Origin of the sequence: Aureimonas sp. Leaf427, assembly GCF_001425485.1 — a bacterium.
Classification (GTDB): domain Bacteria; phylum Pseudomonadota; class Alphaproteobacteria; order Rhizobiales; family Rhizobiaceae; genus Plantimonas.
Genome location: NZ_LMQW01000048.1, coordinates 52,048 through 76,661, shown reverse-complemented (window position 1 = coordinate 76,661; position 24,614 = coordinate 52,048). Strand labels below are relative to the sequence as shown.

At 66.9% G+C, this 24,614-nt stretch carries 29 protein-coding genes and 1 tRNA gene; 8 read left to right on the top strand and 22 right to left on the bottom strand.

What is annotated here, in order from left to right:
• Positions 1 to 63 precede the first annotated feature (63 nt).
• From ASG62_RS19825 to ASG62_RS25925, 10 genes are all read right to left on the bottom strand, one after another.
• The gene (locus ASG62_RS19825; RefSeq protein WP_056696650.1) at positions 64 to 1,071 is read right to left on the bottom strand and encodes a type II secretion system F family protein; all 1,008 of its coding nucleotides are present in this window, start codon (positions 1,069 to 1,071) and stop codon (positions 64 to 66) included.
• Positions 1,072 to 1,078: 7 nt separating this feature from the next.
• Positions 1,079 to 2,557 (bottom strand): CpaF family protein, encoded by a 1,479-nt coding sequence (locus ASG62_RS19820; protein WP_056696652.1) that lies wholly within the window; start codon positions 2,555 to 2,557, stop codon positions 1,079 to 1,081.
• Positions 2,558 to 2,623: 66 nt separating this feature from the next.
• Positions 2,624 to 3,832, bottom strand: a complete 1,209-nt coding sequence (locus ASG62_RS19815; RefSeq protein ID WP_244487632.1) for an AAA family ATPase — start codon at positions 3,830 to 3,832, stop codon at positions 2,624 to 2,626.
• A gap of 80 nt (positions 3,833 to 3,912) precedes the next feature.
• The gene (locus ASG62_RS19810) at positions 3,913 to 4,635 is read right to left on the bottom strand and encodes a CpaD family pilus assembly protein (RefSeq protein ID WP_082537345.1); all 723 of its coding nucleotides are present in this window, start codon (positions 4,633 to 4,635) and stop codon (positions 3,913 to 3,915) included.
• A 21-nt stretch (positions 4,636 to 4,656) separates the two neighbouring features.
• Positions 4,657 to 6,282 (bottom strand): type II and III secretion system protein family protein, encoded by a 1,626-nt coding sequence (locus tag ASG62_RS19805; RefSeq protein WP_082537362.1) that lies wholly within the window; start codon positions 6,280 to 6,282, stop codon positions 4,657 to 4,659.
• An 8-nt stretch (positions 6,283 to 6,290) separates the two neighbouring features.
• Entirely contained in the window at positions 6,291 to 7,115 is an 825-nt protein-coding gene (cpaB, locus tag ASG62_RS19800) for a Flp pilus assembly protein CpaB (protein ID WP_056696654.1), read from the bottom strand.
• Positions 7,116 to 7,342: 227 nt separating this feature from the next.
• Positions 7,343 to 7,852, bottom strand: coding sequence for a prepilin peptidase (locus ASG62_RS19795; protein WP_156382269.1), 510 nt, complete (start codon positions 7,850 to 7,852; stop codon positions 7,343 to 7,345).
• Positions 7,853 to 7,958: 106 nt separating this feature from the next.
• On the bottom strand, positions 7,959 to 8,132 hold the full coding sequence (locus tag ASG62_RS19790) for a Flp family type IVb pilin (RefSeq protein WP_082537363.1): 174 nt from the start codon (positions 8,130 to 8,132) through the stop codon (positions 7,959 to 7,961).
• Positions 8,133 to 8,292: 160 nt separating this feature from the next.
• On the bottom strand, positions 8,293 to 8,466 hold the full coding sequence (locus ASG62_RS25930; protein WP_082537364.1) for a Flp family type IVb pilin: 174 nt from the start codon (positions 8,464 to 8,466) through the stop codon (positions 8,293 to 8,295).
• Between the two features lie 151 nt (positions 8,467 to 8,617).
• Positions 8,618 to 8,791, bottom strand: coding sequence for a Flp family type IVb pilin (locus ASG62_RS25925; RefSeq protein ID WP_082537346.1), 174 nt, complete (start codon positions 8,789 to 8,791; stop codon positions 8,618 to 8,620).
• A gap of 240 nt (positions 8,792 to 9,031) precedes the next feature.
• On the opposite strand from ASG62_RS25925, the gene ASG62_RS19780 reads away from it, so the two are divergent.
• The 6 genes from ASG62_RS19780 to ASG62_RS19755 all read left to right on the top strand — a co-directional run bounded on the left by ASG62_RS19780 (position 9,032) and on the right by ASG62_RS19755 (position 13,495).
• Positions 9,032 to 9,499 (top strand): pilus assembly protein N-terminal domain-containing protein, encoded by a 468-nt coding sequence (locus ASG62_RS19780; protein WP_156382268.1) that lies wholly within the window; start codon positions 9,032 to 9,034, stop codon positions 9,497 to 9,499.
• A 159-nt stretch (positions 9,500 to 9,658) separates the two neighbouring features.
• Positions 9,659 to 10,240: a TadE/TadG family type IV pilus assembly protein gene (locus tag ASG62_RS19775; protein ID WP_056696660.1), complete on the top strand. Its 582-nt coding sequence runs from the start codon at positions 9,659 to 9,661 to the stop codon at positions 10,238 to 10,240.
• Positions 10,240 to 10,797, top strand: a complete 558-nt coding sequence (locus ASG62_RS19770; protein ID WP_056696661.1) for a TadE/TadG family type IV pilus assembly protein — start codon at positions 10,240 to 10,242, stop codon at positions 10,795 to 10,797. Before ASG62_RS19775 ends, ASG62_RS19770 begins: the two co-directional genes overlap by 1 nt.
• 56 nt (positions 10,798 to 10,853) lie before the next feature.
• Complete coding sequence (locus ASG62_RS19765; RefSeq protein WP_056696663.1) at positions 10,854 to 12,059, top strand: phosphopentomutase; 1,206 nt, start codon at positions 10,854 to 10,856, stop codon at positions 12,057 to 12,059.
• 124 nt (positions 12,060 to 12,183) lie between these two features.
• The gene (gene upp / locus ASG62_RS19760) at positions 12,184 to 12,813 is read left to right on the top strand and encodes a uracil phosphoribosyltransferase (RefSeq protein ID WP_056696664.1); all 630 of its coding nucleotides are present in this window, start codon (positions 12,184 to 12,186) and stop codon (positions 12,811 to 12,813) included.
• 139 nt (positions 12,814 to 12,952) lie between these two features.
• Positions 12,953 to 13,495 (top strand): TIGR02281 family clan AA aspartic protease, encoded by a 543-nt coding sequence (locus ASG62_RS19755; RefSeq protein ID WP_056696665.1) that lies wholly within the window; start codon positions 12,953 to 12,955, stop codon positions 13,493 to 13,495.
• A gap of 4 nt (positions 13,496 to 13,499) precedes the next feature.
• Here the strand turns inward: ASG62_RS19755 and deoA are convergent, their stop codons facing one another.
• From deoA to ASG62_RS19720, 7 genes are read right to left on the bottom strand one after another with little or no spacing between them, the layout of a single operon-like run.
• Positions 13,500 to 14,810 carry a thymidine phosphorylase gene (gene deoA, locus ASG62_RS19750; protein ID WP_056696829.1) on the bottom strand — a complete coding sequence of 437 codons (1,311 nt, stop codon included), beginning with the start codon at positions 14,808 to 14,810 and terminating at the stop codon, positions 13,500 to 13,502.
• Positions 14,810 to 15,613 (bottom strand): purine-nucleoside phosphorylase, encoded by an 804-nt coding sequence (locus ASG62_RS19745; protein WP_056696668.1) that lies wholly within the window; start codon positions 15,611 to 15,613, stop codon positions 14,810 to 14,812. The genes deoA and ASG62_RS19745 overlap by 1 nt, the downstream gene beginning before the upstream one ends.
• Positions 15,610 to 16,014, bottom strand: coding sequence for a cytidine deaminase (locus ASG62_RS19740; RefSeq protein WP_056696671.1), 405 nt, complete (start codon positions 16,012 to 16,014; stop codon positions 15,610 to 15,612). Before ASG62_RS19740 ends, ASG62_RS19745 begins: the two co-directional genes overlap by 4 nt.
• Before the next feature lie 3 nt (positions 16,015 to 16,017).
• A complete protein-coding gene (locus tag ASG62_RS19735) occupies positions 16,018 to 16,986 on the bottom strand; it encodes an ABC transporter permease (RefSeq protein ID WP_056696674.1) in 969 nt (322 codons plus the stop codon).
• Positions 16,986 to 18,122: an ABC transporter permease gene (locus ASG62_RS19730; protein ID WP_056696676.1), complete on the bottom strand. Its 1,137-nt coding sequence runs from the start codon at positions 18,120 to 18,122 to the stop codon at positions 16,986 to 16,988. The genes ASG62_RS19735 and ASG62_RS19730 overlap by 1 nt, the downstream gene beginning before the upstream one ends.
• Positions 18,119 to 18,571 (bottom strand): VOC family protein, encoded by a 453-nt coding sequence (locus tag ASG62_RS19725; RefSeq protein ID WP_056696679.1) that lies wholly within the window; start codon positions 18,569 to 18,571, stop codon positions 18,119 to 18,121. The genes ASG62_RS19730 and ASG62_RS19725 overlap by 4 nt, the downstream gene beginning before the upstream one ends.
• Complete coding sequence (locus tag ASG62_RS19720; RefSeq protein WP_056696681.1) at positions 18,568 to 20,103, bottom strand: ABC transporter ATP-binding protein; 1,536 nt, start codon at positions 20,101 to 20,103, stop codon at positions 18,568 to 18,570. The genes ASG62_RS19725 and ASG62_RS19720 overlap by 4 nt, the downstream gene beginning before the upstream one ends.
• A 162-nt stretch (positions 20,104 to 20,265) precedes the next feature.
• Between ASG62_RS19720 and ASG62_RS27055 the strand changes: the two genes are divergently transcribed.
• Positions 20,266 to 20,460 carry a SlyX family protein gene (locus ASG62_RS27055; RefSeq protein WP_056696683.1) on the top strand — a complete coding sequence of 65 codons (195 nt, stop codon included), beginning with the start codon at positions 20,266 to 20,268 and terminating at the stop codon, positions 20,458 to 20,460.
• Positions 20,461 to 20,501: 41 nt separating this feature from the next.
• Here ASG62_RS27055 and ASG62_RS19710 read toward each other — a convergent pair whose 3' ends face one another.
• From ASG62_RS19710 to ASG62_RS19700, 3 genes are all read right to left on the bottom strand, one after another.
• Positions 20,502 to 21,509 (bottom strand): BMP family lipoprotein, encoded by a 1,008-nt coding sequence (locus tag ASG62_RS19710; RefSeq protein ID WP_056696684.1) that lies wholly within the window; start codon positions 21,507 to 21,509, stop codon positions 20,502 to 20,504.
• A 157-nt stretch (positions 21,510 to 21,666) separates the two neighbouring features.
• A complete protein-coding gene (msrA, locus tag ASG62_RS19705) occupies positions 21,667 to 22,332 on the bottom strand; it encodes a peptide-methionine (S)-S-oxide reductase MsrA (protein ID WP_056696685.1) in 666 nt (221 codons plus the stop codon).
• 41 nt (positions 22,333 to 22,373) lie between these two features.
• Complete coding sequence (locus ASG62_RS19700) at positions 22,374 to 22,673, bottom strand: hypothetical protein (RefSeq protein ID WP_056696687.1); 300 nt, start codon at positions 22,671 to 22,673, stop codon at positions 22,374 to 22,376.
• Positions 22,674 to 23,179: 506 nt separating this feature from the next.
• Here ASG62_RS19700 and ASG62_RS19695 point away from each other — a divergent pair.
• A tRNA-Ser gene (locus tag ASG62_RS19695) sits at positions 23,180 to 23,269 on the top strand.
• Positions 23,270 to 23,491: 222 nt separating this feature from the next.
• Here the strand turns inward: ASG62_RS19695 and ASG62_RS26740 are convergent.
• Both ASG62_RS26740 and ASG62_RS26735 read right to left on the bottom strand, forming a co-directional pair.
• Positions 23,492 to 24,259: a hypothetical protein gene (locus tag ASG62_RS26740; RefSeq protein ID WP_156382266.1), complete on the bottom strand. Its 768-nt coding sequence runs from the start codon at positions 24,257 to 24,259 to the stop codon at positions 23,492 to 23,494.
• Positions 24,252 to 24,581 carry a hypothetical protein gene (locus ASG62_RS26735; protein ID WP_156382265.1) on the bottom strand — a complete coding sequence of 110 codons (330 nt, stop codon included), beginning with the start codon at positions 24,579 to 24,581 and terminating at the stop codon, positions 24,252 to 24,254. The genes ASG62_RS26740 and ASG62_RS26735 overlap by 8 nt, the downstream gene beginning before the upstream one ends.
• Positions 24,582 to 24,614 lie beyond the last annotated feature (33 nt).

The window sequence follows — 24,614 nt, the reverse complement described above, 5'->3', positions numbered from 1 at the left end:
CAGATTCCTTTGTTGTCGTTTGTCTTTTCGGGATAACCGGTTCCCACTTATCCCTGACAAACTCTAGAAGTCGAAGTTGATCATCTGCCGCATCACGACGATGCCGATCACCATCCAGATCGCCGAGGCGCCGAGAAGAAGATTGCCGACCGGCTGGGTGAAGAGGAGGCCGATATAGTCGGGGGTGGTGATGTAGACGAGCGTGCCGACGACGATGGGAAGCGCGCCGATGATGCCGCCGGAGGCCTTGGCCTCCATCGACATGGCCTGGATCTTCCCCTTCATGCGCTTGCGGTCGCGCAGGACGCGGCTGAGATTGCCGAGCGCCTCCGACAGGTTGCCGCCGGCCTGGGACTGGATGCTGACGACGATGGAGAAGAAATTGACCTCCGGAATCGGCATGTTCTCGTAGAGCCGTTCCACCGCCTCGGACATGGAGAGGCCGACCTGCTGGGCCTCCACGACCTTGCGGAACTCGGACTTCACGGGTTCGGCGGCTTCCGTGGAGATCATTCGGATCGTGTCGTTGACGGGCAGGCCGGATTTCACGCCGCGCACGATGAGGTCGATCGCGTTCGGCAGCTCGTCGATGAACTTCGCCTGCCGCTTCTTGCGCAGATGGTTCACCGTCATCCGCGGCATGGCATAGCCGAACATGAGGCCGATGCTGCCGGCGATCCACAGCGGCTGGCCGACCATCAGGGCGACGAGCAGCGCCACGAGGCCGAGCGCTGAGCTGCCGAGGACGAACTGCCGGTCGCTGATGGTCAGGCCCGCCTGCTCCATGCGCCGCTTCAGCGAAGGCTTGGCGGTGTGGCGCGAGCGCTCCTTCTGCTTCTCCTCGATCTCCTTCAGCGAGGTCTGGATCGTCTTGCGGCGCTTGGCCGCCTCCTGCAGCCGGTCCCGCGCGATGCGCTTCGACGAGCCGTCCGTCTCGGCCCGCTTGAACTGGTTCAGCCGCGCCTCGGCATTGCGCTCGGAGGCGATGCGCGGCTGAAGCAGGACGTAGGCGAGCGCCCCGCAGGAGAGGGTCGACAGAACCACGAAGAGGATCAGCGGCAGCCCGGACATGGTGGGGTCAGATCCTCTTGGTCACATCGGCCTCGTCGAGGGCCTTCGCCAGACGCTGCTCCTCGTTGTAGTAGCGCGCGCGATCCCAGAAGGCGGGGCGGCCGATGCCCGTGGAGCGGTGCTTGCCGACCAGCATGCCGTTCGCGTCCTCGCCGAGGATGTCGTAGACGAAGAGATCCTGCGTGGTGATCACGTCGCCTTCCATGCCCATCACCTCGGTGATGTGCGTGATGCGGCGCGAGCCGTCGCGAAGGCGCGCGGCCTGGATGATGACGTCGATGGAGCCGACGATGATCTCCTTGACCGTGCGCGCGGGCAGCGTGAACCCGCCCATGGCGATCATGGACTCGATGCGGTTCAGGCATTCGCGCGGCGAGTTGGAGTGGATCGTGCCCATCGAGCCGTCGTGGCCCGTGTTCATGGCCTGGAGGAGATCGAAGACCTCCGGGCCGCGGACCTCGCCGACGATGATGCGCTCGGGCCGCATGCGCAGGCAGTTCTTGACGAGATCGCGCATCGTCACCTCGCCCTCGCCCTCGATATTGGGCGGGCGCGTTTCGAGACGCACGACATGGGGCTGCTGCAGCTGGAGCTCGGCGGAGTCCTCGCAGGTGATGATGCGCTCGTCCTTGTCGATGTAGTGGGTCAGGCAGTTGAGGAGCGTCGTCTTGCCGGAGCCCGTGCCGCCGGAAATGACGATGTTGCACCGGACGCGCCCGATGATCTCGAGGATCGTCGCGCCTTGCGGCGAGATCGCCCCGAACTTCACGAGCTGGTCGAGCGTCAGCTTGTCCTTCTTGAACTTGCGGATCGTGAGGACGGCGCCGTCGATGGCGAGCGGCGGGGCGATGACGTTGACGCGGCTGCCGTCGGGAAGGCGCGCGTCGCAGATCGGCGAGGTCTCGTCGACGCGGCGCCCGACCTGGCTGACGATGCGCTGACAGATGTTGAGGAGCTGCTGGTTGTCGCGGAAGCGGACATTGGTCTCCAGCACCTTGCCGGCGACCTCGATGAAGGTCTGGCGGGCGCCGTTGACCATGATGTCGGCGATGTCGTCGCGCGCCAGAAGCGGCTCCAGAGGGCCGTAGCCGAGAACGTCGTTGCAGATGTCGGCGAGGAGGTCCTCCTGCTCGGCGATGGTCATCGCGAAGTTCTTGATCGCGATGATGTCGTTCACGATGTCGCGGATCTCCTCGCGCGCGCTCTCGGCGTCCAGCCGGGCGAGCTGGGAGAGATCGATCGTGTCGATGAGGGCCGCGAAGACCTGCGTCTTCGTCTCGTAGAAGGAGGCGCCGCGCTCGCGCACGGCATTGCCGCCGGCGGCCGGGGCGGGAGAGGCCGGGCGCGGGTCGGCCGCGACGGGCGCCGCGGGGGCGGGCGCGCGGAGGCCGGTGGCTGCGACGGGCGCAGCCGGCGTGGGCGCGGGGCGCTCCATCACCTTCGCGCCGCCCTCGCCGGCTCCGCCGTTTCCACGTTTTCCGAACATCGCTACTCACAACCCTTCGTTCGACGGTCGATGCCGCTCAAGGCTCGATGGAGCCGGCGGGACAGGCTACTTGCGGCGGAACCGCTCGAAGAGCCCGGAGGCGCCGCGCTTGGCGCGCCGGGGCTCGGAGCGGCCGGTCAGGGCGTAGGCGATCTGGTGGAAGGCCTCGACGCTGGCATGCTTGGCATCGGTCTCGGCGATCATGCGGCCGTTGTTGGCGGCCGCGCCGAACACGCCGGGATCGAAGGCGATCTCGGCGATGGGCACCAGTTCCAGCGGATCGGCGAACTCCGCCGCGCTGATCTCGGGACGTTTCGGCATGCCCAGCTGGTTGAGGACGAGGCGCGGCGGACGGTCGTTGGGGCGGGCGCGCCGCAGCGTGTCCACGAGGTTCTTGGCATTGCGCAGATTGGCCAGGTCCGGCGTCGCGGTGACGACGATGTCGTCGGCGCGCGACAGGACGGTGCGCGTCCAGTCGTTCCAGACATGGGGCACGTCGAGCGTCACGATCGGCGTCGAGCGCTGGGCGGTCTCGATGACGGCGGTGAAGGCGTCGGCGGCGAAGTCGTAGGTCCGGTCGAGGATGGAGGGCGCGGCGAGAAGCGAGAGATGGTCGGCGCATTTCGACAGGAGACGGTCGAGAAAGACGTCGTCCATGCGATCGGCCGAGAAGACCGCCTCGGCGATGCCCTGCGCGGGGTCCTGGTCGAAATTGATGTTGGCGGTGCCGAAGGGCAGATCGAGATCGGCGAGGAGGACGTCGGAATTGAAGAGCTTGGAGATCGACCAGGCGACGTTGTGGGCGATCGTGGAGGAGCCGACGCCGCCCTTGGCGCCGACGAAGGCGAGCGTGCGGCCGAGCGGGGCGGCATCGGGCGACATGAAGAGCGTCGCGATGACGCCCATGAGGTCGGGCATCGCGATCGGGGCGATCAGATACTCGGAAATGCCGTTGCGGATGAGATCGCGATAGAGCGTGATGTCGTTGTGATGGCCGATGATGACGACCTTGGAGCCGGGATCGCAGACATCGGCGAGGCTTTCGAGCTCGCCGACGAGCTCCTCGGCGCCGGCGCGCGACTCCAGGATAACGAGATTGGGCGTCGGAGCGCCGGAATAGTGCTCGACTGCCGCGCGGATGCCGCCCATGTGGACGCGCACATGGGCCTTGGCCATGCGCCGGTCCTCGCCCGCGCGCTCGATCTGCCGGGCCACCGGCTCGCTTTCGCAAAAGGCCTGGATCGAGATGCGCGGGATCGGGCGCACGGCTTCCATGGCCGCGGCGGTCTCGTCGCGGCCCCCGTCCTCGGTATCCCCGTCGAGCGAGGCGGCGTTCCTGTCGATCATGGCCGGGCTCATGGGTTGTAGTTGATTTCGGTGCGCGGGCGATCGGAAGAGGTCACGCGGCCCTGGCGGAAGTCCTCCAGAACGGTGGTGCGCCGCTCGGCGTCGATCTCGCCCTCCCCGCGCGGCCCCAGAAGATCGCGCGGATCGGCGATCTGGGCCGCGAGGTTCTGCTGCGAAGCGCAGCCGAAGTTGAAGTAGTTCCTGTTCTCGTGCGTGGAGCCGAGATCGTCGGGCCAGCGGCCGCACGGGTCGGTCTGAGCCGTCAGCGTCGAATAGGCGAGCTGGATCGGCACGGGGCCCGTCATGCCCGATGCGTCGTAGGACTGGACGAGGACGCGCGTCGGCCCGACGCCCTCGTGCCGCAGCGCCTTCAGGACATCGGCGGAGGCCAGTTCCGCGGCCGCGGAGTTGGCGGAGCCGCCGGGCACCACGACACGGATCGCGGCCGAGCCCGACCGCTTGAAGCGCCGGGCGAAATCGGCGACGCGGTCGCGCGATGCGATGGAGAGATGCACGTCCGACGAGGTGATCGGGATGTCGAGCGTCTTTTCGGCCTCGGCCACGACGATCGGATGGCGCGTCCTGTAGTCGTCCGGGATCGAGCCGACCTCGATGGAATCGCGCTTGGCGCAGCCTGCGAGGAGGGCGACGCCGAGAAGCGCCGTGCCGACGAGAAGCGCGCGGTGCCGGGCGACGCCGGAGACGGGGGCCGGGATGGATGACGGGATCATTTCAGTCTCTCCTCGGCCGGGTCACTTGTAGATGTAGCCGACGATGCCGTGGTAGCGGCCGGGCGGAAGCTTGGTCTCCATCGTGCCGTAGACGCGGTTGATGCGGCCGAGGAAGTTGGAGGCGCCGTCGGAGGAGAAGTTCAGATTGTCGTCCGGCCGCGCCAGAGCCTGCCGCGCGACGGGCCGCACGAGATAGGGCGTGACGATGACGACGAGCTCGGTCTCGTAGCGCTGGAAATCGCGCGAGCGGAACAGCGTGCCGAGGATCGGCACCTTGGCGAGGCCGGGATAGCCGGATATGACCTGCCGCTGCTCGTCGCGCACGAGGCCGGCGATGACGAGCGAGCCGCCGGAGGGAAGCTCCACGGTCGTGTCGGCGAGGCGCTTGCGGATCTGCACCGCCCCCACGCCGCCGTCGCGACCGCCGGCAATATGAAGCGGCGATTCGAAGGTCGGCTCCGACACCGATGTCCGCAACTTCAGGCTGATACGGCCGGGAGACAGGACCACCGGCGTGAAATCGAGCCCGATGCCGTAATCCATGCGCTCGGTTTCAATCCTGCGCGAGTCGGGAGTGGCAGGAATCGTTTCAAAGGTCGCGTTGCCCTGGGCATCGTAGCCTTTGAACTGGCGGCTCTCCGCGGTTCCGGGTGTAAACGTCTGGCCCATGGGAAGCGTGAACTCGCCGCCGACGCGAAAGCTTGCTTGTTCGCCCGAGATCGCCGTCAACGACGGCTCGGCCAGGGTCTTCATGACGCCGGCTTGTTCCATGGCATTCAACTGGGCGGAAATGCTTCCGTTGCCGATGAGGCCGGCGACACCGGTTGCGGACGACGAAACGGCTTTTCCGAGGGCAAAAGGATTGTCGATCAGCGTACCGATGCCGATGCCGTCGATCGTCGTCGATCCCGTGCCGTTGAAACCGAGCTGCTTGACGACCGAGCGCTGCACCTCGGCCACCGTGACCTTCAGCGTTACCTGATCCTCGCCCTGGATCTGGAGAAGGTTGACGATCTGGCTCTTGCGACGCGCCTCGTCGGTGTCGGTGCTGATGGACACGCCGCCCGCACTGGTCGCGCCGGTCGGCGTCTGGTCGTACATGCCCGTCGTCGCCTCGCCGCCCGTAAGGTACACATTGGCGAGGCGGACGACCTTCGATGCGTCCTGCGGGGTCTGCACGGAGCCGGTGAGGACGACGTTGTCGTTGAGGATCTCGACCGTCACCTCCGAATCCGGCACGTATTTGCGGATCGTCGACTCCAGACCCGCCACGTCGCGCTCGATGCGAAGATCGAGGACCGCGATCTCGCGCCCGGCGGAGTCGAAGACGAAGATGTTGGTTTGGCCGACCTGCTTGCCGAAGATGTAGATGCGCCGCGCCGTGCGCGTCACGGCATCGGCGACCCTCGGGTTCGAGACGAGGATGTCGTGCGCGTCGCGCGGCAGATCGATGACCTTGGACTTGTTCAGCCCGAGCGAGATCCGCTGCTGCGGGTTCGAGATCGCGATGATGTCGTCGCCTGCCGCTGCGACCGGCGTCGCCGCCAGCGGGGACAGGGCCACGAGAAGGCTGAGGCCGCCCGAGAGTATCGTGCGCGCCATGAGGGCGGCGGAGCGGCGGGGCTTGGCGCGGATCACGTCGATCATCGTCATCGTCACTTCTTGGGAGTGATGTCGGTCGTCTGGCCGTAGCGGACGATGCGGATCTTGCCGGGACGCTGCTCGTCCTGGAGCAGGAACTGCGCATAGCCGGGCGAGCCCGGAACGCTGTCGGCGAGCGAGCGAAGCGAGAGGACGAGGCGCTCGGCCATCTGCTGGGCGGCGGTGAGGGCCTCGGCCTGTTCGGCATCGACCTCCAGCGTCGCGGTCGAGCCGACGACGACCTTGGTGCCGTTCTGCTCCTCGATCGTCTGGTCGATGGCGAGGACGCGGAGATTGGAGAGGACCGTCTCGGTCTCGAATCCGGCCTTCTCGGAGCCGCTCGCCGTCCCGTCGCGGCGCCGCGTCATGATGACGTCGACATGGTCGTTCGGCAGGATGAAGCCGCCCGCCGACGTATCGGCAGTGATCTGAACGGCGATCGCGCGCATGCCGGCCGGCAGGATCGCCGACATGAAGCCGCGATCGGTCTTGATGAGCTTGTCCTCGCGGATCGGCTCGCCGGCGAAGAAGGTCTGGCGCGCGACGGAGCCCTTCAGCTCCTCGACGGCGTTGGGCCGCTGGTTCTTCTGGATGAAGGTGCCGCTGACGCCGTCCTGCGGCCATTTCTGCCAGTCGAGCCCGTCCGTCACGGACGTGCCCATCGGCAGGTCCTTGTTGGCGACGAGGACTTCGGTCAGCTTGATCGGCGGCTCCGCGGGCGCCGCAGTGATGATGACCGGATCGGCCGCGTCCGGAGCGGACAGATTGGACGCCACGAGCGCCGCGCCACCTGCGGCCAGGACCGCAACGCCAAGGACCGCAAGACGCGCGATCTTCATTCCGGTTTCCTCGCACCGAAGCCTCGCACCATGCGGGCCGTCGGAACGCTTATCGGGCCGGAACCGTCAATTTATAGTTAACGAAACCCTACGGTCTCCCCCGCGCGTTGACGAAAACGCAACCTTCGCGAAAGGTCGGGCGCCTGAAGGCAGCAACCCTTGGCATCGAGATGGCGGAAACGTCGCGCCACGAGGTGGCGGCGGTGATGTGCGGGAGCGGGCCCGTGTCAGGCGCCGAGCGCGAGGGCGATGCCCATCCAGGAGCCGGTGCTGAAGGTCGTCAGGCCAGCCGCGCCGAGCGCGATGCCGTAGGGGACGCCGGTCTCCCGATCGAGGAGATGATCGACGAAGCCGATGCCCGTGACCGGCAGCATCTGGGCTCGCGCGAGGAGAAGCGCCATTGTCAGCGCTCCGCCATAGAGCGAGGCCATCATGGCATAAGTGCCGAGGTCGGCGGTCGGGCCGAACCAGATGGCGGTCGCGGCGATCAGCTTGGCATCGCCGCCGCCCATCCAGCCGGCCGCGAACATGCCGAAGGTCACGACGAGGCAGGCCATGGCAACGCCGACATGCGCCGCGATCTCGATCGGCGGCTTGCCGATGAGCCATGCGACCGCGAGAAAGGCGACGACGAGCAGGGTGGAGACGCAGTTCTCGATCGTCATCGACACGAGATCGGAAAAGGCCGCATAGGCCATGCAGATCGGGAAGACGACCAGGACGAGAGCGAGGGTCACGGGCAGGTCTCCGGGTCTTCCGAATGCGGATGCCGAAGGCGTCGCCACCTTCCGAACGGATTGCGGCGCGATCCGGGCGGAGCGGCCGTCTCGAGGGGCGGGCCGACTATTTGGCGGTCGTCATCGCCGTCGAAATGGCGCCGAAGGCAGTTTCGATCGCCGTGCGCAGCAACGGAAAGGCGGCGAGGATCGCGACCGACATGACGGCGGCGATCAAGCCGTATTCGATCGCGGTGGCACCGGATTCATTGCGACCGAAGCGAGAAAGCATGTGGGTCACGGTCGGGTCCTTCGATCCGCTTGAGTGAAGCATGGCGACCGGCCTTGCGCCGATCGACCGACGGCCTCGAGCCGAGTGTCGAAAGCGACCCCTGCCTTGAAGGAACAGTCCCGCATTCGTCTGCGGGACCGTTTTCGCAGGGCGCTCTCGAGGCCGGCTCTTACTTGACGGCGGCCATATTCGAGGAGATCGACGAGAAGGTCGTGGAAAGAGCGGTCTTCAGCGTCGGGAAGGCGGCGATGACGGCGACCGACATCAGAGCGGCGATCAGGCCGTACTCGATGGCGGTGGCGCCGGATTCGTTCTTGGCGAAGCGAGCGATGAGCTTGGTCATGACAGGTTCCTCTGTTTTGCGATGGCAGGCGAAGCCGTCCGAGACGGCGGCCGATCCGATGTCGAAGGGAGTGAAGCGATGGTCGGGCCTCGCCGCGAACGCTGGCCCGCAGGGCCGGCCCGTCGCCGCGAAGGCGTTCGATGACAATTGGTTACTTGACCGCGCCCATCGTCGTGGAGATCGACGAGAAGGTCGTCGAAAGAGCGGTCTTCAGCGTCGGGAAAGCGGCAATGACGGCGACGGACATAAGCGCGGCGATCAGGCCGTATTCGATGGCGGTAGCGCCGGATTCGTTCCTGGCGAAGCGGGCGATGAGCTTGGACATGATCGGTTCCTATGATCCGCGTTGAGCGCTGCCGTCGGATTGTTCCCACCGAGCGGATGGATGAGAACCTAAGCCCCGAGCGTTGCAGTCGATTTAAGGAAGACGCTAAACAACGCTTAAATGGCCGGCCGTCCTCATTGCAGTAAAGAAAGCGTTGCGGGCTTACCGATCTAAAGACTTCGTTCACCAAGAACCGCTAGCGTCCTCTTCCAACGACACGCGCCTTGGATGGGACTTCGAATGCTTGGCTTGAAGCGCTTTGCCGCCGGACTGGCGCTGGTCCTGGCGATCGTTCCGGCTTCCGAGGCCCTCGCCTTCGATTCTGACGCCATGCTGAAGGTCGCCACCGACCAGGCGCGCGTCCTCAAGATCGACCGGCCGGCGGAGACCGTGATCATCGGCAATCCCGCGATCGTCGACGTGACCATCCACGACGCCTCCACCCTCGTCCTCACAGGCCGATCCTACGGCGTGACCAATCTCGTCGTCCTCGACGCACGGGGAAATTCGATCGTCGACGAGCAGGTCATCGTGACGAGCAACGAGCTCGGCACGGTCCGCGTCTACCGGCAGGCGCAGCGCGTGACCTTCGCCTGCTCGCCCGAATGCGAGCCGACGGTGACGATCGGCGACGACGGCGGCACGTTCGACGCCTCCTTCGGCCAGTTCCAGACCCGGCAGTCCATGGCGGTCGGCGCGGCCAAGTAAGGACCGACGACCGAGGATGCGGGACACATCCGACGGTTGAAGGCAGCAGGAATGTCTCAATCGCATCCGAAGCTTCGGCCGGAGGAGCCCGTGCGATTGATGATACGTTTACCGAACCTTTGAACCTGTTCTCAATCGCCGCGCGTCAGGATCGCCGCCATGAGCGATCTCTCCGATGCGATGCCCGATCCCGGCACAGACACCGCGGATGCCCCGATGCCGGCGCGGCGCGGAATTCTGCGACGCTTCCGGCGCGACCGGAAGGGCGTGGCGGCGATCGAATTCGCGCTTCTGGCGCTGCCCTTCTTCCTGATGATCTTCGCCGCGATCGAGACCAGCATCGTCTGTCTCGCCGAGATGACGCTGGATCAGGCCGTGGACCAGGTGGGGCGCACCGTGCGCACGGGCCAGGCGCAGAAGGCGAACCTCACCAAGGATGCGTTCAAGCAGCAGATCTGCGCCAAGGTCGGTTTCCTGCTCGCCTGCGACAAGCTCTCGGTCGACGTCGCCACCTACGACAACTTCGCCGCCATTCCGGAGCCGCTGACGAACGGCAAGCTGGACACGAGCGGCTTCGGCTACGCACCGGGCGGGAAGGAGACCATCACGGCCGTGCGCGCCTTCTACAAATGGCCGATCACCACAGACATGATGCGCAAGTACCTCGCCGACGGCGGCGAGAAAGGGGACGGAACGCACCTCCTCTACGCGATCTCCGCCTTCCGCACGGAGCCCTTCTGATGACCGCCCGCCAGAACCTCTCCCGGCTCGTCCGCCGTTTCGCGCGGGACCGGCGCGCGATGGGCGCGGTCGAGTTCGCGATGGTCACGCCCTTCCTGCTCACGCTCTATCTCGGCGGCTCGCAGCTTTCGATGGCGCTGACCATCGACCGGAAGGTCGACAATGCCGCCGCCACGATCAACGATCTCATCACGCAGTCGAACACGACGAACACGGCGAGCATCGCCGGCCTCATGAACGTCGCCAAGTCGATCCTGACCCCCTACGATCTCGCGCCGCTCCGCACCCGCATCACGCAGGTGAAGATCGACGACAAGGGCATCGCGAAGGTCGACTGGGACTACCCGACCGGCGGCCTGCCGAAGCTGGCCAAGGGCTCGATCTTCAAGCTGCCCACCGATTTCTCCAGCTTTCCCGACCGCTATCTCGTCGTGGCTCAGACGAGCTATACCTACACGCCCGTCGCCGGCTACTTCATCACCGGCTCTATCCAGATGGGCGGCACGACCTATCTCAACCCGCGCAATGGAACTAGGATCGACTGCACCGACTGCTGAGGCGCAAGCCCTCGGCGACCATGGGTCGGCGAGCTTGGTCTGAAGGAGCGGGATCTTTGGCGCGTGCCGTCCTCATCGTGATGGATTCCTTCGGGATCGGCGAAGCGCCCGATGCCGAGGCGTTCGGAGATCGCGGCGCCGATACGTTCGGCCACATCCTCGGCGCCTGCGCCCTCGGGCGGGCGGATCGCGAGGGCCTGCGCAAGGGTCCCCTCCTCCTGCCGAACCTTCGCCGGCTCGGTCTCCACCGCGCGAGCGGGCTTTCCTCGCCCGAACCCATCGGCCTCTACGGCTCGGCGAGCGAGATCTCGCGCGGCAAGGACACGCCCTCCGGCCACTGGGAGATCGCGGGCGTGCCGGTCCTCTTCGACTGGGGCTACTTTCCGCAGACCGTGCCGGCCTTTCCCGCCGAGCTGATCCGCCAGATCGTCGACGAGACCGGCATTCCCGGCACGATCGGCAACCGGCACGCCTCCGGCACCGAGATCATCGAGGAGCTCGGCGAGACGAGCGTGCGCACGGGACGGCCGATCTTCTACACGTCCATCGACAGCGTTCTCCAGATCGCCGCGCATGAGGAGGCCTTCGGCCTGGAGCGGCTCTACGAGGTCTGCCTCGCCGCCCGCCGCCATGTCGATCCGCTCAATATCGGGCGCGTCATCGCGCGGCCCTTCGTCGGCGAGGACCCCCAGAGCTATCGCCGCACGGCCAACCGGCGCGACTATGCCGTGCCGCCGCCGGAGGACACGCTGCTCGACCGCGCGACGGCGGACGGCCGGCGGGTGATCGCGATCGGCAAGATCGGCGACATCTTCGCCCATCGCGGCATATCGGAGGTCCGCAAGGGCGACGGCAACATGGCGCTCTTCGACGCCATGCTCGGCGCGATCGCGGATGCCGGGGACGGCGATCTCGTCTTCGCCAATTTCATCGATTTCGACAGCCTCTACGGCCATCGCCGCGACGTCGCGGGCTATGCGGCGGCGCTGGAAGCCTTCGACCGCCGCCTGCCGGAATTGGAGGCCGCGCTCCGGCCGGGCGATCTCGTGGTCATCACCGCCGACCACGGCTGCGATCCGAGCTTTCGCGGCACGGACCACACGCGCGAGATCGTGCCCGTCCTCGCCTTCGGCCCTGGTATCACTTGCCGTTCCATCGGCCTTCGCCCGAGCTTCTGCGACATCGGCGAAAGCGTCGCCGCGCATCTCGGTCTGGAGCCCGGCCGGCACGGGCAGAGCTTCCTGTCGGGCGAGGGTTCGTAGCCGCAAAGGTCATTGGGCTGCGCCGATTTCCGGGGATTGCCGGCGGGTCGCGCCATGCTTGCTTGGCGCGGCAGGCCGGGCGCTCTAGTCTCCCCGCCGACAAGCGAACCGAAAGGCCTTCCGCATGGACGGAGTTACCGTCGTCGACCATCCGCTGGTGCAGCACAAGCTGACGCTGATGCGCAACAAGGAGACCTCGACGGCCAGCTTCCGCCGGCTGCTGCGCGAGATCTCGACGCTCCTCTGCTACGAGGTCACGCGCAATCTCGACCTCACGACCATGCGCATCGAAACGCCGATGGTGGCGATGGACGCGCCGATCCTGGAGGGCAAGAAGCTCGTCTTCGCCTCCGTGCTGCGCGCCGGCAACGGCCTTCTGGAGGGCATGCTCGACCTCGTGCCCGCCGCGCGCGTCGCCCATATCGGCCTCTACCGCGACCACGAGACGCTGGAGGCGGTGGAGTATTACTTCAAGGCGCCGGAGGATCTGGAAAACCGCCTCGTCATCGTGGTCGATCCGATGCTGGCCACCGGCAATTCGGTGATCGCGGCCATGGACATGCTGAAGGCGCGCGGTGCGAAGAACATCCGCTTCCTCTGCCTTCTCGCGGCGCCCGAGGGGTTGAAGCGCTTTCGCGACGCCCATCCCGACATCCCGGTCTTTACCGCCGCGATCGACAGCCATCTCAACGAGAAGGGCTACATCATGCCCGGCCTCGGCGATGCGGGCGACCGGATGTACGGCACGAAGTAAGCCGGCGTTTCGTCAGAGCGCGCCGCCTTCAGTCTTTCCTCAGCAAAGCCTGCCAAGCTTGGCTCCGATGGCCGGATGCCCAGATCCGGCGCGGGCGATGCCGGCTTGCCGGCACCGCCCCTTCCAAGGAGCGGCCGGCATGTCGAAGGGTTTGATCGCGATCGTCGGGGCCGTGGCGGTCGTCGGCTTCGCCTTTCCCTCCGTGTTCCAGCGCTATCAGGCCGAACTCTCGGCGGAGGCGGGGCGCGAAGAGATCGTGTCGCCGCCGGCCGCCGTCGTGGAAGCCGCCGCGCCCAGCACGGCTCCCCTCGGACGTTCCGCGCGGCTCACCGCCGAGCCCGACGGGCACTTTCGCACCAGCGCGCGTTTCAACGGCCGCGCGGTTCCCGTCCTCGTCGACACCGGGGCGACCTATGTCTCGATCAGCGAGGAGACCGCGCGCAAGCTCGGCCTCGTCCTCGCCCCGGCGGATTTCCGCTACAAGGCCGAGACCGCCAACGGGCAGACGGAGGTGGCGCTCGCCAAGCTCGACCGCGTGCAGATCGGCACGATCGAGGTGCGCGACGTCGAGGTCATGGTCTCGCGCGGCAAGGTTCTGTCCACGACGCTCCTCGGCATGAGCTTTCTTAGCAAGCTCAAGCGCTTCGGCGTCGAGGGCGCGACGTTGAACCTCGTCCAGTGAGCCCTCACGCGATCCGCGCGATGACCGTCGCGCGCTGCGCCGGAGCGGCGTCGCCGAGCGTATAGGCCTCGCGCACGAGGCGCACCGCCGCCTCGGCCGCATCCGCATCGCGGGCATGGACGAGCCCGAGCGGCTGGCCCGCCTCGATGCGCGCGCCGATGCCCTCCAAGGCGGTGAGGCCGACCGCGTGATCCACCGCGTCGGTCGGCCGCGTGCGCCCGCCGCCGAGCGCGAGGACGGCAAGACCGAGCCGGCGCGCATCGACGCCCACGACGAAACCGGCCTCAGGGCTCGCGATCTCGCCGACGACCGCCGCCTTCGGCAGATAGGCCGTCCTGCGCGGCACGAAATCGAGAGGCCCGCCGAGGGCGGCGACCATCCGGCCGAAGACCTCCGCGGCCGAACCGTCGGCGAGAGCCGCCTCGGCGCGGGCGCGGCCGGACGCGACATCGGAGGCGAGGCCTCCTTGCGCCAGCATTTCGGCGGCGAGAGAAAGCGTCACGTCGAGGAGGCGGGCGTCGCGATGTTCGCCGGTGAGGAAACGCACGGCGTTTTCGATCTCGACGGCATTGCCGGCGGCGCTCGCCAGGGCCTCGTCCATGTCGGTGAGGAGCGCGACGGTCGGCAGGCCCGCCCCGTTCGCGACCTCGACCATGCTTCGCGCCAGCTCTTCGGCCGCCTCGCGCGAGGCCATGAAGGCGCCCGAGCCGGTCTTCACGTCGAGGACCAGCCCCTGCAGGCCGGAGGCGAGCTTCTTCGAGAGGATGGAGGCGGTGATGAGCGGGATGGATTCCACCGTTGCCGTCACGTCGCGGACGGCGTAGAGGCGCCCGTCCGCAGGGGCGAGGCGTCCGGTCGGGCCGATGATGGCGCAGCCGACCTCGGCGACCGTCCGGCGGAAGAGCGCGGTGTCGGGCGCCACCGTGTAGCCGGGGATCGATTCCAGCTTGTCCAGCGTGCCGCCGGTGTGGCCGAGGCCGCGCCCGGAGATCATCGGCACCGCGCCGCCGCAGGCGGCGACGATCGGCGCCAGCATCAGCGAGACATTGTCGCCGATGCCGCCGGTCGAATGCTTGTCGAGGATCGGCCGCGAAAAGCCCGACCAGTCCAGCACGTCGCCGGAATCGCGCATGGCGACCGTCAGGGCGACCGTCTCCTCCGCCGCCATGCCGCGCAGGAACACGGCCATGGCGAAGGCGGCCATCTGCCCCTCCCCGACGCGCCCGTCCGAAACGCCCGCGACGAAGCCCGCGATTTCGGCCGCGTCCAGCGCGTGGCCGTCGCGCTTGCGGCGGATGGTCTCCTGCGGGAGCATCATGGGCGGAAGTCGGGCAGCGCGGCCTTGAGAATGCGCGCCAGCGTCGCGCCGCCCTTCGGGGCCACGGTCTTGGTCTCGTGATGGCTGAGTTCGGCGCCGGTCATGCCGGCGCCGTAGTTCGTGACGACGGAGGCCGCGACGACCTTCAGCCCGAGAAAGCGGGCGAGGATGGTCTCGGGAACGGTGGACATGCCGACCGCGTCCGCCCCCAGAAGCCGCGCCATGCGCACTTCGGCCGGCGTCTCGAAGGACGGGCCGGAAAACCACATGTAGACGCCGCGATGGAGGGCTACGTCCTCCTTGGTCGCGGCCTCGATCAAGGTCGCGCGCAAGGCCTCGTCATAGGCCGCCGTCATGCCGGTGAACCGGGCGTCGGAGGGCTCACCGATCAGCGGATTGCGGCCGGAAAAGGCGATGTGATCCTCGATCAGCATGACCTCGCCCGGATGGATCTCCGGCTTCAGCGACCCCGCCGCGTTGGTGAGGACGAGAATGCGGATGCCGAGGCCCTTCAGCGCCTCCAGCGCGGGGCGCATCGCGGCGCTGTCGCCGGCCTCGTAATAGTGGACGCGGCCGGAGAGAGCGAGGATCTCGACGCCCGCGAGCCGCCCGGCGACGAGCTCGCCGGAATGGCCGGAAACGGCGCTCTTTGGAAAGTTCTCGATCTCGTCATAGGGAATGCGAAGCGCATCCTCGATCTCGGCGGCGAGCGCGCCGAGGCCGGAGCCGAGCACGAGGGCGATCTTCGGCGACCGGCCGCCGAGCCGGGCGCGCAGGGCCTCGACGTCGACGGCGCTCATGCCGCGGCTCCCCCGACCTCGTCGGACTCGAAGCCGCGCGGGAAGAGCGCGTCGAGGCGCAGCGTCTCGACGACGCCGGTCTCGTCGCAGAGGTGGACGCGCGCATCCGGCCCGGCGAATTCGGCGATGCGCTGGCGGCAGCCGCCGCAGGGCGTGCAGCGCGCCTTCTTGGGCGCCACGACGGCGATTTCGGCGATGCGCCCGCCGCCGTCCATGACCATGTGGCCGATCGCGGTCGCCTCCGCGCACCAGCCTTCGGGAAAGCTCACGACCTCGACATTGCAGCCGGCGAAGAGGCGCCCGTCCACCGTGCGGATCGCGGCGCCGACGGGAAACTGCGAATAGGGCGCATGGGCCTTTCGCATGGCCGATCGCGCGAGCGAGAAGAGATCGTCGGCCATGGTCTATCGTTCCTTCACATAGGGTACGCCGCCGGCCTTGGGCGGCACGGCCTTGCCGACGAAGCCGGCCAGAAGCACGACGGTCAGCACATAGGGCAGAGCCTGGACGAACTGCACCGACACCTCGCCGACGAGGGGCAGGCTGACGCCCTGGATGCGGATCGCGACCGCGTCGAGCAGGCCGAAGAGGAGGCAGGCGCCGAGGACCGGCAGCGGCTTCCACTTGGCGAAGATCAGCGCGGCGAGCGCGATGTAGCCCTTGCCGGCCGTCATGTCGCGGTTGAAGCCGGCGCCCTGCGCCAGCGCCAGATAGGTGCCGGCGACGCCCGTCAGCACGCCGCAGACGATGACGGCACGATAGCGCAGCCAGGCGACGGAGATGCCCGCCGTGTCCACGGCCGCAGGATTTTCGCCGACCGCGCGCAGGCGCAGGCCGAAGCGCGTGCGAAACAGCACCCACCATGTCACCGGCACCATCGCGAAGGCGGCGTAGACGAGGATGTTCTGGCCGGACAGGATGCCCGAATAGATCGGCCCCAGCACCGGCACGCCCGCGATCTCGGCGGCGAAGGGCAGCGTGACCTCGCCGAAGCGCTCGGGCCCGACGAGCGCCGGGGTGCGCCCGCCCTGCCCGTACCAGTTCTGGCCGAGAAGCACGGTGAGGCCGGCGGCGACGAAGTTCAGCGCGACGCCGGAGACGATCTGGTTGCCGCGATAGGTGATGGAGGCGAGGCCGTGCACCAGGGAGAAGGCGACGGCCGCACCGATGCCGCCGAGAAGGCCGACCACCGCCGAGCCGGACAGGGAGGCGACCACGGCGGAGACGAAGGCCGCGACCAGCATCTTGCCTTCGAGGCTGATGTCGAAGACGCCGGCCCGCTCGGAATAGAGCCCGGCCAACGCCGCCAGGATCAGCGGCGTCGACAGGCGGAGCGTCGAATCCAGCGTGTTGACGAGGAAGGCGGCGTCCATCAGCGGGCCTCCGCGACGGGCGTCGTCCTGGTCGAGCGCAGGGCGATGCGCCGCCAGCCCGCGCCCACCATCGGCCGCAGCATGTTCTCCAGCGCGCCGGCGAAGAGGATGACGAGGCCCTGGATGATGACGATCATGTCGCGAGAGATGGCCGGCATGTCGAAGGCGAGTTCCGCCCCGCCCTGGTAGAGCACGCCGAAGAGAAGGGCGGCCGGCAGGATGCCCGCCGGATGCGCCCGCCCCATCAGCGCGACCGCGATGCCGACGAAGCCGGCGCCCGCGGGAAAGTCGATCTGCAGCCGGTACTGGTCGCCCATGACCGGGTTCAGCGCCATCATGCCGGCGAGGCCGCCCGAGATCGCCATGGCGATCACCACGAGCCGCGTGCGCTTCATGCCGGCATAGAGCGCGGCCTTGGGCGAGGCGCCGAGCGTGCGGATCTCGTAGCCGAGCCGGGTGCGCCAGATGAGGACCCAGACCGCGAGGGCGGCGGCCAGCGCGACGAAGAAGGTCACGTTCAGCGGCGCGCCGCCGAGACTGGCGCCGAAGGCCTCGAAGAGACCCTTCAGCTTGGGAACCTGCGCGCCCGCCTCGAAGGTGCGCGTCTCCGGCTGCATGGAGCCCATCGGCTTCAGCGGGCCGACGAGGAGATAGACCATGATGCTGGCGGCGATGAAGTTGAACATGATCGTCGTGATGACGATGTGGCTGCCGCGCCGGGCCTGGAGGATCGCGGGAATGAAGGCGAAAGCGGCGCCGAAGACGAAGCCCGACAGCGCCGCGATCGGCAGCGTCAGCCACCAGGACAGTGAGCCGCCGAGGCCGAGCGCCACCAGCGCCACGCCGAGACCGCCGAGATAGGCCTGCCCCTCCCCGCCGATGTTGAAGAGCCCGGCATGGAAGGCGACCGCGACGGCGAGCCCGGTGAAGATGAAGTTCGTCGTGTAGTAGAGCGTAAAGCCGATGCCCTCGCCATAGCCGAAGGCGCCCCGCAGCATCAGCCGCGCCGCCTCCAGCGGGCTTTCGCCGACGATGAGGACGACAAGGCCCGCCACCAGAAAGGCGACGGCGACGTTGAGGATCGGGATCAGTCCGTAGTCGACGATCCTCGGCAGCTTGGCATAGGGACGGCTCAAGATGCGGTCTCCGGGCGCGCGGGATCGAGATCGAGCAGACCCCGCTCGTCCATGGCGAAGAAGGGGTTGTGGGCGAGTTCCCAGAGATGGCCGTCGGGATCGGCGAAATAGCCGGAATAGCCGCCCCAGAAGACCTTTTCCGGCCGCTTCACCGCCGTCGCGCCGGCGCCGAGCGCCGTGTCGAAGAGCCGGTCCGTCTCCGCCTCGCTGGGAAGGTTGATCGCGAGCGTCACGCCGCGAAAGGCCGGCAGGGGCTCCGCCGTCAGGCCGGCATCCTTGGCGAGATCGGCAAGACCGAAGAGCGAGAGAACCAGGCCCTCCCCTTGCAGGAAGACGACGCTCTCGTTGCCCGCCTGCGTCCGCGTCCAGCCGAGCGCCTCGTAGAAGGCGCTGGCGCGTTGGAGATCGGAGACGCCGAGCGTCACCAGCGTGATCCGCGCATCCCTCATGCCGCCCGCCCCTCGATCGCAGTCGTGCCGACGCCCGCCATCAGGCAGCCGAGATCGCGCTCCTCGGCGCCCGGCCCCCGCTCTCCGACGATCCGGCCGTCGAACATGACGAGGATGCGGTCGGACAAAGCGCGGATCTCGTCGAGCTCGACGGAGACGAGGAGGATGGCGCAGCCGGCATCGCGCATCTCGACGATGCGCCGGTGGATGAACTCGATGGCACCGACATCGACGCCGCGCGTCGGCTGGCCGATCAGGAGCACCTTCGGGCCGCGCTCCATCTCGCGCGCCAGCACGATCTTCTGCTGGTTGCCGCCGGAGAAGTTCGCGGTCTTCAGCCGGGCGTCGGGCGGACGGATGTCGTAGGCCGCGATCTTCTCGGCCGCGTCCCGGCGCATGGCGGCGCGATCGAGAAAGCCGCCGCGCGAGAAGCCGGGCTCGCGATGATAGCCGAGAACGGCATTCTCGTTTTCCTCGAAGGCGAGGACGAGGCCCATGGAGTGGCGATCCTCCGGCACATGGGCGAGGCCCTTCGCCCGCAATGCGGCGGGATCGCCGGCCCGCGTCGGATCGAGCGGCTCGCCGAGAAGCTCGACCCGGCCGCTCTCGGCGCCGCGCAGGCCCGCCAGGGCTTCCAGAAGCTCCGACTGGCCGTTGCCCGCGACGCCGGCGATGCCGACGATCTCGCCGGCCCTCAGATCGAAGGACACGTCCTTGGCCATCGCGACGCCGCGTCCGTCGCGGACCGTCAGGCCCTTGACCGACAGGCGCGTCTCGCGCGGCGTCGCCGGCGCCTTGTCGACCGAGAGGAGCACACGGCGCCCGACCATCAGCTCGGCCAGCGCCGCCGAACTCGTCTCGGCCGTCTTCACCGTCGCCACCATCTCGCCCCGCCGCATGACGGAGACGCTGTCGGTGACGGCCAGGATCTCGCGCAGCTTGTGGGTGATGAGGATGATCGTCTTGCCCTCGTCGCGCAGTTGGCGGAGCACGGCGAAGAGATGATCGGCCTCGGGCGGCGTCAGGACGCCCGTCGGCTCGTCGAGGATCAGGATATCGGCGCCGCGATAGAGGCTCTTCAGGATCTCCACCCGCTGCTGCAGCCCGACCGGCAGCTCGCCGACGACCGCATCGGGATCGATGTCGAGGCCATGGTCCTTCGACAGGCGCTTCAGCTCGGCGCGCACGCGCGCGATGCCGGAGGAGAGGAAGGCGGATTTCTCGGCGCCCAGCATGACGTTCTCGACGACGGTGAAATTGTCGATCAGCATGAAGTGCTGATGTACCATGCCGATGCCGGCCGCGATGGCCTCGCTCGTGCCGCGGATGGCGATCGGCTTGCCGTCGACGCGGATCTCGCCGGAATCGGCCTGATAGAAGCCGTAGATGATCGACATGAGCGTCGACTTGCCCGCGCCGTTCTCGCCGACGATCCCGTGGATCGTGCCCTTCTCGACGGCGAGGCGGATGTCGCGATTGGCGGCGACGGCGCCGAAGCTCTTCGAAATTCCGATCAGCTCGATCGCCGCCATGAACGCTCCGTCCTTATGCCCTCGCCGAGTCTATGGACTTGGATGCGCGATGGAAAGCCGCCTTCGCCATGCGGCCGGGCGTTCTCCAGAGCCGATGTTTCGCCGCGCGGGCTTTGGATGATAGAGCCTCGCCCGACAGCCGAACCAGGAAAGACCCGAGCCATGAACGCCGACCCGCGCATCGAGGATCTGCAGATCCTCCTCTCGCATCAGGGCCTCGTGATCGAGGACCTCTCCGAGGAGGTCCGCCGGCAGGGCGCGGCGATCGACCGGCTGGAGGCCGTGCTCCGCCAGTTCGCCGATCGGCTGCAGCAGGCCGAGCCGGCGCCCGCGATCGACCGGCCGCCGCATTACTGAAGCCGGGATGCGGGCGCCGTCGGGGCGCCCGCGAAGCCGCCTCAATAGGGGCAGGCGTTGTCGGCGTAGTAGCTGTGGACCTTCACGGTGCCGGCGATGATGTCGGCCTTGGCCTTCTCGGCGGCGGCCTTCATCTCGGGCGTCACGAGGCTGGCATTGTTGTCGTCGAGCGCATAGCCGACGCCGTCCTCGGCGAGGCCCAGAACCTGCTTGCCGGAGGTCCACTTGTCGGCCGCGGCATCCTCGAAGGCCTTCTCGACCGCCGTGTCGACGCGCTTCACCATCGAGGTCAGGACATGGCCGGGATGGAGGTCGTTCTGGTTGGAATCGACGCCGATCCCGAACTTGCCGGCATCGGAGACCGCCTGGAGCACGCCGATGCCGGTGCCGCCGGCCGCATGGAAGATCACGTCCGCGCCCTGGTCGAGCTGCGACTTGGCAAGCTCGCCGCCGCGCACGGGATCGTTCCACGCCGCGCCGGTCGTCCCCGTCATGTTCTCGATGACCGTCGCATCCGCCTTCACCGACTTCACGCCGCCCTTGTAGCCGCAGGCGAAGTTGCGGATGAGCGGGATGTCCATGCCGCCGACGAAGCCGACCTTGCCGCCTTCGGACTTCATCGCGGCGAGAACGCCGACGAGATAGGAGCCCTGCTCCTCGGAAAAGAGGATGGAGCGCACGTTCGGCAGGTCGACGACCGAATCGACGATGGCGAACTTGGTGTCGGGAAACTCCTTGGCGACCGTCTCCAGCGACGCCGCCTGGCTGAAGCCGATGGCGACGATCGGCGAGGCGCCGTCGCGCGCGAAGCGGCGGAGCGCCTGCTCGCGCTGGGCATCCTGCTGCACCTCGAAATCGCGATAGGCCGTGCCGGTCTTCGTCTTGTAGGCCTCCGCGCCCGCATAGGCGGCCTCGTTGAAGGATTTGTCGAACTTGCCGCCGACATCGTAGACGACAGCCGGCTTGATCTCGGCGGCGGAGGCGGCGCCCACGGGAATGGCCGCAGCAAGCGCGGTCGCGCCGAGAAGTCCGGTCCAGAATGCACGCATAAAGGTTACGCTCCCTTGGATCTCGGCCGCCTCCCGGCAGCCTCGATGATCTTGTCTCGCCGGCACGAAAAAGCCCGGCCGCACCGTCCTCAGACTGGCACGACCGGGCTTGGCCCGCATCTAAAATCGGCTGCGACCATCGCTGCCCGCCAAACGATCAGCTCGCGACGGCCAGACCGATCGGGCAGGACACGCCGGTGCCGCCGAGGCCGCAATAGCCGCTCGGGTTCTTGGCGAGGTACTGCTGGTGCTCCTCCTCGGCATAGTAGAAGGGCGGCGCGTCGCGGATTTCGGTCGTGATCTGGCCGCCATGTCCGGCCGCCGTCAGCGCCCTCTGATAGGCCGCCTTGGCAGACTCGGCCTCCTCGCGCTGGCCGGGCGAGGTCAGATAGATGCCCGAGCGGTACTGGGTGCCCATGTCGTTGCCCTGACGCATGCCCTGCGTCGGATCGTGGCTCTCGAAAAAGAGCTTCAGCAGCGCCTCGTAGGACACGATCTTGGGGTCGAAGACGACGAACACGACCTCGTTATGCCCGGTCTGGCCGGTGCAGACCTCGCGATAGGTTGCGTTCGGCGTCTCCCCGCCGGCATAGCCGACGGCGGTGGAATAGACGCCGGGCGTCTTCCAGAAGACGCGCTCGGCACCCCAGAAACAGCCGAGACCGAAGATCGCGGTTTCCAGCCCTTCCGGGAACGGCGCCTTGATCGGGTGACCGTTGACGAAATGCGTGGCGGCGGTGGGAAGCGGCTCGGACCGGCCGGGAAGCGCCTCTTCGGGCGTCGGCAGCTTCATCTTCTTGGAAAACATGTCGAGGAGAAACATCGAGATGGCCTTTTCGGCTGCTGTTTCGGGAACCGCTCCGGTCAGCGCGCCAGACGGCGGGCCCGCGCTTCGCGCGGCCGGGCGAGAAGGAAAACGAGAAAGGCGAAGACGGCCAGAACCGGAGCCGCCGGCCAGGAGGAGACGAGGACGATGAGATCGGCGGTCACGCTGGAGGTTTCAGCGCCGGGACCGAAGGGCAGGCCGATCGAGGCCATCGCATCGCCCATGGCCGTGATCCGCACCGCATCCTGCGCGATCGAGCGGGCGATGTCCCCGACGGCGAAGACGAGCGCCAGCGCCAGAAGCAGCGTTCCGACCGCGTTCACGAAAAACCGGATCATGCGCCTCTCCCAAACCCGGCGATCGAACCCGACGCGCCCCGCGCCGCTGCTCCATTAAGTGGGAGGACAGCCCCCTCGATGCAATGCCGCCTGGATCGTCCCGGTATCGTTGCGAACCCGTCTGAGCCACCGTCTTTCCAGGGCGTCGATGTCTTCCAAGGCGCCAAGCGCTCCCTGTCGAAAACTCTCGCCTTCTAAAACATCGTGCCTTCGCCTGCCGCCGCCGGCCCCTCGCCGCCCGAAATCGCTTAAGACCGCTCTCCGTCGTCCCGAAGACCTCATCCGCCGCGTCCACGACCTCGCCCTCGGCAGGCACATTCCGTCCATTGGTTGCTCGTCGAAGGCGGCAGCCAGCCCCGAATTCGCCGCGAGGCTTGCGGGAGCCTGTGACGAGAGGGTGACGGGGGTTGAAGTCTACCGCGAACCGGTGGTAGGTCACGCCAACCAAAACCGGGAGCGCCCGCCGCCCCCGGTTCCGCAGCGCCCGGCCCGCCGGACGCCGCGACGGAGAGGTGGCCGAGTGGTTGAAGGCGCACGCCTGGAAAGTGTGTTTACGTGAAAGCGTAACGCGGGTTCGAATCCCGCTCTCTCCGCCATTAGACCTATTGATTTCGTTGACTAAATCTCCGCCCAGAGGGATGATTTATCTGTTCGTGAACCCAGGGGCGAATTCACGATGCAGCTGTCCCGGCTATGTGGTGCGCTGCGCGAGTTGAGAGCGGTCCGCAATCCATTCACTGCCTCCTCAAGCCCTTCCCGTTGCCTTCGATCAGATCGTTCCAGGCGAGGCATAGCGGCGTTTCACCGAAGGGACGGTGTCAGCTCTCTAGATCGTTGACGAATTGATCTAGAAAGCGAATGACATATCCCGCTTTGACGATGCGGTAGAAGCCATTTCCCGCTCTGACGATGATACCGGCGAAGAACGCGGTTAGGGCGTCCTGGACCATATGGACGGAGAATGCAGATCCCCCGCTCATTCCATCCGGCTCGTATGTCATCGGGTCTATAGTGCGCAGCAGTAGGAGAGAATCGTCGGAGGGCTGACTATCGAGGACGCAGATTTGTATCCGCTTAGCTAATCCGAGCTTGTTGTCTTCTAACTCATACGCCTGAGCTTTTGATGGAAACCCGGCGAGTATGAGGAACGGAATTTCGACGTTCGGGCCGTTGGGCGGAGCGGTTTTTAACGTGAAGAACCGTTCCTGCATCGAAGGATGGCAGAGGCAGGGTTCCGTGAAGTCGAACGCCGCGAGGTCATGGTAATCCCACTCGTTCAACCTGCGATCAAAATGCCTGACTCCAGCTGAAGAAAGGCAGGACTCTCCATCGGATGTCAGAAGCGATACGCGAGAAGGATCAATACCTTTCAGCTGATGGCGGCAGCATATCAAAAGAAATCGTCCCCGATATTTGATCGCCACCGAAGAGCCTGCGGTAGAAACCTTGTATACTTCATCGTCGTTCCAGACGAATAAGCATTGTGCATACCTTGCCAGTGCAGATTGAACCGAGCCCACTGGAATGATGACGCCATTCAGGCTGACACTGTAATCAACAAGGCTCTCGATTAGGGTTTCAGCCATTTACACTACGTCGCAGAGGCTGACTCGGGACGCAACCTGAACTGTAGCGCGCTGCGCGATTTGGGACAACTTGAAGCGGCTTTCGCATTGACCGCAACTCGCATGGCGCGCATTCAACGCCTCGAAACGGCATTACCGAACGAATGATCAGCTGGCTGGCTTTCAACGGATCGCCCTTCGAAACGCTATAGGTCGCTTCGACCCGCTCGATGTCGAAGGCGGCGAAGATTTCGCGGATCGCAGGATGGTCGTTGATCGACGGGATGAAGCTGCCTTTCAGCCGCCCGAGCCGCTCCGCCATCGCAGCGTAGTCGGCCAGCACGATGGCGCCCTTGCCGTAGACATGTCGGTTCCG